Genomic DNA, 9,637 nt, shown 5'->3' on the forward strand with positions numbered 1-9,637 from the left:
TTCTTTTCGGGGGCCACGGGTGGCGGAGCCCCCGGCCTGGGGCGAAGCCCCGGATGGCTCAGCGGTCAAGGCACCGTCTTCCCGGATACGGGGACCGCGCCGGCGAACCGGACGCGCTCCTTGGGCAGGGCGTCCAGGGCGCGCAGCCGTTCGAGGTGACCGGCCAGGCGCTCCTGGAAATCAGCATAACGGCGGTCCGGCGGCGACCACGCGCGCTCGGCCAGCGCGCACAGCCGGGGGAACGCCAGGTGACGCACGTGGTCGGGGGTCGGCGCGTGCTCGGTCCACAGCTGAGCCTGCGTACCCAGCACGCCGGGGCGGGTCCCGTCGCTGACCGGCAGCCCGCCTGCCAGCGGGTCGAAGCGGTAGACGTCCTGCAGCGTCGTGACGTCCTGACGCGGCGGCTCGCCGGGCTCCTCGCTCTGCCGGTAGTCGAAGTACGTCGACGTGTGCGGCGCCATGATCACCTGGTGGCCGCGGGCCACGGAGGCGGCGCCGTGCGCGGCGTCGCGCCAGGCCGTGACGACCAGCTCCGGCGGCAGCCGGCCCGCGGCGTGGCCGGTCTCGTCCCAGCACACGGCTTGCCGGCCGAGGTCCGCCAAAAAGCCGTGCAGCTCGGCCAGGAACCACGGGTGGAGCTCGGCGGTGTCCCGCAACCCGAGGCCCGCCGCCTTTTCCCGCGCGACCGGGTTCGACGCCCACTGCGTGGTCGGGCACTCGTCGCCGCCGATGTGCAGGTGCCGCGAAGGGAAGACGTCCGCGACCTGCGTGAGCACCTCCCGGCAGAAGGCGAACGCGCCGTCGTGGACGCCGAGGATGTCCGGGCTGATGCCCCACGCCGTCCACACGGGCAGCGTCACTTCCGGACGGTTGCCCAGCTCGGGGTAGGCGGCCAGCGCCGCGCGCACGTGCCCGGGCAGGTCGATCTCCGGCACGATCCGCACGCCGCGGTCGGCCGCGAAGCCGACGAGGTCGCGCAGCTCGCGCTGGGTGTAGCACCCGCCGTGGGGGACGCCGTCGTAGACACCGCTGCCGGCCGCCCCGACCATCGACTGGGTGCGCCACGCGCCGATCTCGGTCAGCCGCGGCCGGCCGTCGATCTCGATGCGCCAGCCCTGGTCGTCGGTGAGGTGCAGGTGCAGGACGTTGTACTTGTGCAGCGCCAAGAGGTCGACGAACTCGCGGAGGAACTCCAGCGGCATGAAGTGCCGGGCGACGTCGAGCAGCACGCCGCGCCAGGGCAGCCGGGGCGCGTCGCGGATGTGCAGGCACGGCAGCCGCGGTGGTCCGTGCAGCGGGACCAGCTGCCGGAGGGTCTGCACACCGTTGCGCAGTCCCGCTTCGGTCGACGCGGTGAGGAGCGCGTCCGCCGGCGTGATGTCGAGTTCGTACCCCTCCAGCCCGTGGTTCGCCTCCGGGACGAGGTCGAGGCGGATGGCCGGGCCGTGGTGGATCGTCGGCCGGGGCAAGTAGCCGGCGAGGAGGCGCGCGGCGCGCTCGGCACCGCGGCCCGCGAGTACGCGCAACCCGCCGGCGGGCGCGAAGGTACCGGCGCGGCGCGTCAGCCGCGCGGGGTGGGGGATGACCATCAGCCTTTCACCGCGCCCGCGGTCATGCCTTCGACCAGGTGGCGCTGCACGAGCGCGAAGAAGATGACGACGGGCAGCGCGAACAGCGTCGACGCGGCGATCAGGCCGCCGTAGTCGGTGCCGGTGCTCGTGCTGAACGACACCAGCCACACCGGCAGCGTGTAGCCGGAGCTGTCCTTCATGATCACGTAGGCGAACAGGAAGTCGTTCCACGCGGTGATGAACGCGAACACGCTGGTCGCGATCAGGCCGGGCAGCACCAGCGGCAGCAGGACCGAGCGCATGACCCGTGCGCGCGTCGCGCCGTCGACCATCGCCGCCTCCTCGAGTTCGACCGGGATGCCGTGCAGGAAGCCGCGCAACGTCCAGATCGTGAACGGCAGCACGAGCGCCACGTACGTCAGGATCAGCCCGAACAGCGTGTCGAGCAGGTGCGCGCTCTTCAGGCCGAGGAACAGCGGGATGACCAGGGCGGGCACGGGCACCATCTGCAGCACCAGCACGCCGATGAGGAAGCTGCGGCGCCCGAAGAACCGGAAGCGCGTCAACGCGGTCGCGGCGAGGAAGGCGACCACAATGGACAGAGCGACGACCGCGACGACGACCACGACGCTGTTGGCGAGGTCGTGGGCGAACCCCGGCTTGGCGAGCGCGTCGGCGAAGTTGTCCAGCGTGATGTCGACCGGCAGGAACTGGGGCGTGGGCTGGAGGATCTTGCCCGCGGGCTTGAACGCCGTGAGCACCATCCAGTAGACCGGGAAGATCCACACGAGACAGAAGAGGGCGGCTGCGACATTTCGGCCGATCCGGCGCATCACAGGTCTTCCCCGGAGCGGACGAGCCGGCGCACGTAGACGGCCGTCATGCCGACGAGCAGCGCGACCGAGACGACGGCGATCGCGGCGCCCTGTCCGAAGTCGTTGCCGCTGAACGTCCTCGTGAACGTCCAGATGCCGAGCGTCGTCGTCCCGTCGTTCGGGCCGCCCTGGGTGAGGATCCAGATCTGGTTGAAGACGGTGAAGTCCCAGATCACCGAGAGGATGGTGACCAGGCCGAGGATCGGCTGCAGGAACGGGAACGTGATGGTGCGGTGCACCCGCCACGGCCCGGCGCCGTCGAGCGCGGCGGCTTCGTAGTAGGAGCGGGGGATCTGTGACAGGCCCGCGTAGAGCGTGAGCGCGACGAACGGCACCGACTGCCACACGACCAGCAGCCAGACGAGCGTGAACGCCGACGCCGGGGACGTCGTCCAGTCGTGCTGGGTGAGGTCGCCGAAGCCCACCTGGGTGAGCAGCCAGTTGACCACGCCGTAGCCGGGCTGGAAGAGCCACTGCCAGACCAAAGTGGACGCCACGTTCGGCAGCGCCCACGCCGCGATCAGGCAGAGCGTGACCGCCGTGCGCATGCCGCGGCCCAAGCGTTGGAGCAGCAGCGCGACGCCGAAGCCGATGACCAGGGTGCCGAGGACGAGCGCGGTGCAGAACCCGACGCTGCGCGCGAGGACCGGGAGGAGCTGGTCGTCGCCGAGGACCGCGGCGTAGTTGTCCCAGCCCGCGAAGGTCGTCGTGCCGGTGAACAGGGACCGCAGGCCGTACCGCTGCGTCGAGATGACGACCAGCCGCACCAGCGGGTAGCCCAGGACGAGCCCGAGCAGGACGGTCGCGGGCAGCAGCAGGCCGTAGGGCAGCAGGGACCGTCGCCGGCGCGGTGTGGCCGGTCTCGGCGGGGCATCGGGCGGCGCTTTTTCCAGCAACACGAGGACTCCTTCGCGGAAAAAGGGGCGGGGCGGCCCGGTTGGGGACGGCAGTCGGCCGGGCCGCCCCGCCGGTCAGCGGGTGCCCAGCGCCTCGGTCAGGTGAGCGTCGAAGTCCTTGGCGGCGTCGGCGATCGGGCGGCGGCCGGTGGCGATGTCGGCGAAGAAGGTGTTGATCGACTTGTCACTCTCGATGGTCGCCCAGCCCGGGGCGGCCGGGGTCGCGACGCTGGTCTTGGCCGCGGTGGCGAAGGCGGCGTTGACCGGCGGCAGGGTGGGCGTGATCTCGTCGATCAGCTCGGTCGAGATCGGCGTCCAGCCGTCGATGCCGACGATCGCGTCGCGCTGCACCTCGGGGCTCGTCGCGGCCTTGAGGTAGGCGAGGGCGAGGTCCTGGTTGCGGCTCTTGGCCGCGACGACGAGGTCCGACCCGCCGAGGAACACCGGCTGCGTCTTCCCGGCCGTGGCGCTGGGGAACGGGAAGGTGCCCAGGCGGTCCTTCAGCTCCGGCTTGTTCTTGACGACGGTGTTGATGCTCGTGTCGAGGATCGCGCCGGCGCCGCCGGCGGAGAAGATGGCGGCCTGGTCGGGCGCCTTGGTGTCGACGTTGCGGGACGCGGCGGAGGAGTAGGTGTTCTGGAAGTCCTTCCAGGTCTGCAAGCCCTTCTGCGCTTCGGGGCTTTCGAGGGCGCCGGCCCACTTGCCGTCCTTCTGCGTGGCGAGCCGGCCGCCCGCGTCCCAGACGAACTGGAGCGCGCCGTACCAGTACTTGCCGGGGAAGTGGAAGGCGGAGTAGTCCGCGGCCGGGTGCTTGGCCTTGATCTTGTCGAGGTCCTGGGTGAGCTCCGCGAACGTCTTCGGTGGCGCGGTGATGCCGGCGTCGGCCCAGACCTGCTTGTCGTAGATCACCGCGCGGTTGCCCGCGAACAGCGGCGCGCCGTAGAGGTTTCCATCCACAGTGGCCGGTCCGGCGAGGCCGGGCAGCCAGGTGTTCTTCCCGGCCAGTTCGCCGCGGTGGGAGGTGAGGTCGGTGAGCGCGCCGTTGGCGGCGAAGAGCGGGACGTTCGTGTTGCCGATCTCGATGACGTCGGGAGTGTTGTCCTGGGCCAGCGCGGTGCTGATCTTGGTATTGATGTTGTCCCACTCCTGGATCTGCACGGTGACCTTCGCGCCGGTGGCCTTCTCGAACGCGGCGTTGACGGCCGCGGTGGCCTTGTCGGACAGGTCGCCGTTCATGAGCCAGACGGTAAGCTGCCCGCCGCCCTGAGCGACGGGGGCGGGGGTATCGGTACCGCAGGCGGTACTGGCGGTCACGGCGGCGACGGCCAGTACGGCGGCGAAGGTGCGTCTGCGCACAGGAAACTCCTGGAAGAGGGCGGCGGAAGTAGTGGGGAGAGAGCGCCCCAATGTGGCCTTGGTTGCGTTGAGCGCACCCAAGGGGCCCTTCGGTGCGTTGAACGCACCGAAGGCCACATTGGGGCGCTCGGTGAGGGTGACCGCGGCCCGGGCTGGTCCCTGGAACCCGGGCCGCGGTCAGGTCGGTGTCGGCGTCAGCAGTGGCCGAGGTCGGCCCACTGCGCGGTGAGCCCGGGCTCGGAACCCTGGGTCCACCAGTTCGCCTGCCAGAGGTGGGCGTTGTGCTTCACCCGCTGGCCGCCGAGGTACACCGTGCCCCAGTCCCACTCCGCCGCCGTCGAGCAGTTCGCCGGCTGCGACGGCGTGGTGGGCGTCGTCGGGGTCGTGGGCGTGGTCGGCTTGGTGGTCGTGGCCGGCGGCGGGTTCGTCGGCGTCGTGCACCCGTTCACGGTGTCCACATGGGACGTTCCGCCCGTCCGGTACGAACCCGCGCGGGCGACGGCGTCCGAAGGCGACACCACCTGGTTGCCCGCGTAGTACGTCCAGTCGACCTGTTCGGTGTAGACGCTGTTGCCGCTCGTGTGCCCGGCCGTGTCGATGAACCACATGTTGTAGTTGATCGACATCGGCGTCCGCGGGTAGACCGGGTTGCCCTGGGCGTCGGTCGTGTGGTCCGCGGTGAGCACGCCGTCGAGGTAGTACTTCACGTGCCCGCCTGACACCTGCGTGACGATGTCGTGCCAGCCGGCGAAGCTGCGGTTCTGCGCGGTGGACGTGCGCAGGCCGTCCCAGGTCGGGTTGTTCCAGTAGGTGTACCAGCTGGTCTGGTAGTCGGCGGTGGAGCCGCCCCAGCCGCCGTTGGGCAGGTACTCCGAGAAGTCCAGCTCGCTGTAGAGCGGGTCGCGGTCGTACCGCAGCGGCGAGATCGTGAAGTACGTTTCGTTGACGTGGTCGCCGTCGGTGCCGCTGTCCGGCGTGTCGGTGAAGCGGACCCGGCTTGCGTAGGTGCCGTCGAAGAACCGCAGCTGGTTTTGGTACATCTCGGAGTGCGTGGTGCCGGCGGAGGTGCCGTCGGTGCTCGCGGCGAGCTGGGCGACGCGTTCGCCGTTGACCGTCGGGAAGCTGACGTTGCTGGTGAGCCAGCGCGCGCCGGCCACGCCGGGGCTGCCGACGTCGTTGCGGGTGGTCCAGCCGGCGCCGTTGAACGCGGTGTCGGTCGGTGAGGCGTAGTGGAAGTCGTCGAACAGCACGCCGCAGTCGGCGGCCGCCGCGGCCGACGGACTGGCGGCGGCCCCACCGGAAAGGATCAGGGCCGTCGCCGCCACGGTCGCGGCGCTCGTCAATACTGCTGTGGTGGTCCGGATTCTGCGGGACATGGGTCTCCTCCTGAGGATGGCCGTCCGCCGGGAGAGCTTCCTGATTGGTCTAGACGAATCAGGTGGCGAGGACTTTCCTCCTGACCATTGGTAATGTCAAGACCGCCACAGAACTTACCTTTGGTAATTTCCGGGGTCGATTTCGCCGAGTCCGGCCGAGCCTGTCGAGTTACCGTCGTCCCGTTCGTCATCCTCTTCGACGACGCCGGACGAAGGAGCGCACGTGCGCTACATGCTGTTGATCTACAACTGCGAGCGGCCCGAGCCGGGCGACCCCGGGTTCGAGGAGGCACTGACCGCCGTCAACGCCTTCGCCGACGAATGCCGGCGACGCGGCGTGTTCGTCTCGGGGCACCCGCTGCAGGGCGAGCACACGGCCACCACGGTGACCGTGCAGGAGGGCCGGACGCTCATCACCGACGGGCCCTTCGCCGAGACCCACGAGCACCTCGGCGGGGTGTACGTGGTCGACTGCCGAGACCTCGACGAGGCCCTCGAGCTGGCCGCGCTGTGCCCGATGGCCGCCCAGGGCTCGATCGAGGTCCGCCCGGTCGCCGGGGTGCCCGGCCTGGACCACCGGGCCGCCCGTGGGTGATCGCGCGGCCGGCGTCGTCGAGCGCGTCTACCGCGAGGACCGCGCCCGGCTGCTCGCCGCGCTCGTCCGGGTGCTCGGCGACTTCGAGCTGGCCGAGGACGCCCTGCAGGACGCGGTCGCCCGGGCGCTGCGGACGTGGGACGCGGGTGTCCCGGACGATCCCGCGGCCTGGCTGCTGACCGCGGCGCGCAACAGCGCCGTCGACCGGATCCGCCGCGCCCGCGTCGGGCAGGCCAAGCTCGCCCGGCTCGCGGCGGGAGAGAGCGGGGTGCGCACTTTGAGCCTGCCGGACGACCGGCTCGCCGAGGTCGGCGACGACCGGCTGAGCCTGCTCTTCACCTGCTGCCACCCGGCGCTGGCCGAAGACGCCCGGGTCGCGCTGACGCTGCAGGCGGTGGCCGGCCTGACCGCCGCGCAGATCGCCCGGCTGTTCCTGGTCGCCGAGCCCGCGTTGGCGCAGCGGCTGGTGCGCGCGAAGCGGAAGATCCGCGACGCGGGCATCTCGCTGAGCGTCCCGCCCGACCACCTGCTGCCCGATCGCCTCTCCGGCGTCCTCGCGGTGATCTACCTCGTCTTCACCCGCGGCTACACCTCGCCGTCCGGCCGCGACGAGCCGGCCGGGCCGCGGCGCGAGGCGATCCGGCTGGCGAAACTGCTGGCGGCGCTGATGCCGGACGAGCCGGAAGCGCTCGGCCTGGTCGCGCTGCTCCTGCTGCAGGACTCGCGCTCGGCCGCCCGCTACACCGCCGACGGCGACGTCGTCCTCCTCGAAGACCAGGATCGCACCCGCTGGGACCGGGCGGAGATCGCGGAAGCGCTCGGGGTGCTCGGCCGGGCACTGCGCCGCGGGACGGTCGGGCAGTACCAGCTGCAGGCGGCGATCGCGGCGCAGCACGCGCAGGCCCGCGTCGCCGCGGACACCGGCTGGGCGCGGATCGCCGCCCTCTACGCGCAGCTGCGGACGCTCGCGCCGTCGCCCGTGGTCGCGCTCAACCACGCCGTGGCCGTCGCGATGGCCGACGGTCCCACGGCCGGGCTCGCCCTGGTCGAGGCGATCGACGGGCTCGACCGCTACCACCTCTGGCACGCCGCCCGCGCGGACCTGCTGCGCCGCCTCGGCCGCACCGGCGAGGCCGTCGTCGCCTACCGGCGGGCGCGCGACCTCGCCGAGGCCCCGGCCGACCACCGCTTCCTCACCGCCCGCCTGCGAGAACTGGAGTCCTGATGCGACTGTCCGTTTTGGACGACGGCCACCGGCGCCGCGCCCGGCTCTTCATGGCCGTCACCGGGAAACTCTCCGGCGTCACGAGCCCGGACATCGTCAAGCTGCTGCTGTACCGGCCGGGCTTCCTGACCCGGTCGCTGCTGGAGCTGACCGCGCCCGCGATGCGCGGCGAGTCCTACTGGACCGCCGGCGAGCGCGAGTACCTCGCGATGAGCACGGCGCGGGTGCACGAGTGCCCGTTCTGCGTCGTCACGCACGCCGAGCTGACGCGGATCGCCGGCCACGGCGAGATCGACCCCGACCGCCCGGCGGACGCCCGGCCGGAACTGCTTGCGATGCAACAGTTCCTCGAAGACGTCTCCCGCGACGCCGATCTCGACGCCGCGCCGCTGCGTGACGTGCCTTCGCACGCGGTGGCGGAGGCGCTGAACGTCAACCTGGTGTGGAACATCGTCAACCGGCTCGCCAATGCGTTCGGCTTCGAGCTGCTCGACGGGCAGCTGAAGGTGGGCACGAAAGCGTTGCACCGTGCGGGCTACCGGTTCCCGGGTTTCCTACTCGCCGACAGCCCCGACGACCTTCGCGAGAGCGTCTTCGAGCAGCCCGCGCGGACGAGCCCCGAGCTGCGGCGGGCGGCCGCGACCGGTGACGGCCTGGCGGAGCCGTGGCGGGACTACGCCGCGCTGGTGCGCGACGCGTCCCACCGCGTCACCGACGACGACGTCCGGCGCCTGCTCGCGGCGGGCCACACCGAGGACGAGGTCTTCGAGGTCACGGTGGCGGCAGCGGTCGGCGCCGCGCTGCGCAGCTTCGACACCGGCCGCGCCGCGCTGAAGGCGGTCTGACGTGGCCGTCACCGAGCCGATCCTGCCCGGGCCCGCGCAGGCGCTGGCGTCCCTGCTCGACGTCCCGGAGCCGGACGGCGTCCTGCCGCTGCTGTGGCACTGGCTCTACCTGCTCGACCGCCCGGCCCAAGCCGACCTGGGTCCGGATGGCCACCCGGTCCGTGGCACCGTCCTGGCGCCGCCGGGCCCGGGACGGCGGCGCATGTGGGCCGGCGGCCGCGTCCGCACGCCCGGTGCGCTGCGCATGGACGAGCCCGCCACCCGGACGTCGGAGGTCCTGGCCATGCGGGAGAAGGAGGGCCGGTCGGGGCCGCTCACGTTCGTCACGGTGGCGCACCGGATCACCCAGGCGGGCCGGCTCGTGGTCGACGAGGAGCAGGACATCGTCTACCGCGCGGGTTCCGCTCTCGACGCCCGCCCGGACGACGGCCCCGAGGTTCCCCCGGCGCCGGGGGAATGGTCCATCGAGGTGACCCCGACGCTGCTGTTCCGCTTCTCCGCGTTGACGTACAACGCTCACCGCATCCACTACGACCGCGACTACAGCCGTGAGGTGGAGGGCTACCCGGGGCTGCTCACGCACGGCCCGCTGCAGGCGGTCGCGATGGCGGAAGCCGCGCGGGCTCGCGGCGTGGAAGGCGCGCTGGAGTTCGAATACCGGCTCGTGGCGCCGTTGTTCGACCACCAGGGGCTGATCGCGTCCGCCGCCCCGGGGGAGCAGACGACGACTTCGGTCCGCGATCGCCACGGCCGGCAGACGGCGACCGGGACCCTGCGCCGGATGGCATGAACGAGTCGTTCATGCAAGGCCGGGTAGTTAGGGCGGTGTGGGTCGTGTCAAGGGGCTTGTCGCGGCGTCGGTGACGGTCACGTCGATGACGACTTTCAGGCAGGCGCG

The 9,637-nt window shown here is 71.7% G+C and carries 9 protein-coding genes; 4 read left to right on the forward strand and 5 right to left on the reverse strand.

The window, feature by feature from the left end; all coding sequences use genetic code 11:
* Window positions 1–65: 65 nt before the first annotated feature.
* The 5 genes from AB0N03_RS22290 to AB0N03_RS22310 all read right to left on the reverse strand — a co-directional run bounded on the left by AB0N03_RS22290 (window position 66) and on the right by AB0N03_RS22310 (window position 6,074).
* Window positions 66–1,589 (reverse strand): beta-N-acetylhexosaminidase, encoded by a 1,524-nt coding sequence (locus AB0N03_RS22290; RefSeq protein WP_364374758.1) that lies wholly within the window; start codon window positions 1,587–1,589, stop codon window positions 66–68.
* On the reverse strand, window positions 1,589–2,407 hold the full coding sequence (locus AB0N03_RS22295; protein WP_364374761.1) for a carbohydrate ABC transporter permease: 819 nt from the start codon (window positions 2,405–2,407) through the stop codon (window positions 1,589–1,591). Before AB0N03_RS22295 ends, AB0N03_RS22290 begins: the two co-directional genes overlap by 1 nt.
* Window positions 2,404–3,345 carry a sugar ABC transporter permease gene (locus tag AB0N03_RS22300; RefSeq protein ID WP_364374764.1) on the reverse strand — a complete coding sequence of 314 codons (942 nt, stop codon included), beginning with the start codon at window positions 3,343–3,345 and terminating at the stop codon, window positions 2,404–2,406. The genes AB0N03_RS22295 and AB0N03_RS22300 overlap by 4 nt, the downstream gene beginning before the upstream one ends.
* A 72-nt stretch (window positions 3,346–3,417) precedes the next feature.
* Window positions 3,418–4,578: an extracellular solute-binding protein gene (locus AB0N03_RS22305; protein ID WP_364374767.1), complete on the reverse strand. Its 1,161-nt coding sequence runs from the start codon at window positions 4,576–4,578 to the stop codon at window positions 3,418–3,420.
* A gap of 314 nt (window positions 4,579–4,892) precedes the next feature.
* Entirely contained in the window at window positions 4,893–6,074 is a 1,182-nt protein-coding gene (locus tag AB0N03_RS22310) for a carbohydrate-binding protein (RefSeq protein ID WP_364374770.1), read from the reverse strand.
* Between the two features lie 223 nt (window positions 6,075–6,297).
* Here AB0N03_RS22310 and AB0N03_RS22315 point away from each other — a divergent pair, with 223 nt between their 5' ends.
* The 4 genes from AB0N03_RS22315 to AB0N03_RS22330 are packed head-to-tail and all read left to right on the forward strand — an operon-like array spanning window position 6,298 to window position 9,529.
* On the forward strand, window positions 6,298–6,669 hold the full coding sequence (locus AB0N03_RS22315; protein ID WP_364374773.1) for a YciI family protein: 372 nt from the start codon (window positions 6,298–6,300) through the stop codon (window positions 6,667–6,669).
* Window positions 6,662–7,894 (forward strand): DUF6596 domain-containing protein, encoded by a 1,233-nt coding sequence (locus tag AB0N03_RS22320; RefSeq protein WP_364374776.1) that lies wholly within the window; start codon window positions 6,662–6,664, stop codon window positions 7,892–7,894. Before AB0N03_RS22315 ends, AB0N03_RS22320 begins: the two co-directional genes overlap by 8 nt.
* Window positions 7,894–8,739 (forward strand): hypothetical protein, encoded by an 846-nt coding sequence (locus AB0N03_RS22325; protein ID WP_364374779.1) that lies wholly within the window; start codon window positions 7,894–7,896, stop codon window positions 8,737–8,739. Before AB0N03_RS22320 ends, AB0N03_RS22325 begins: the two co-directional genes overlap by 1 nt.
* Before the next feature lies 1 nt (window position 8,740).
* On the forward strand, window positions 8,741–9,529 hold the full coding sequence (locus tag AB0N03_RS22330) for a MaoC family dehydratase N-terminal domain-containing protein (RefSeq protein ID WP_364374782.1): 789 nt from the start codon (window positions 8,741–8,743) through the stop codon (window positions 9,527–9,529).
* Window positions 9,530–9,637 lie beyond the last annotated feature (108 nt).

Source organism: Amycolatopsis sp. NPDC051061 (assembly GCF_040682935.1).
Lineage (GTDB): Bacteria > Actinomycetota > Actinomycetes > Mycobacteriales > Pseudonocardiaceae > Amycolatopsis.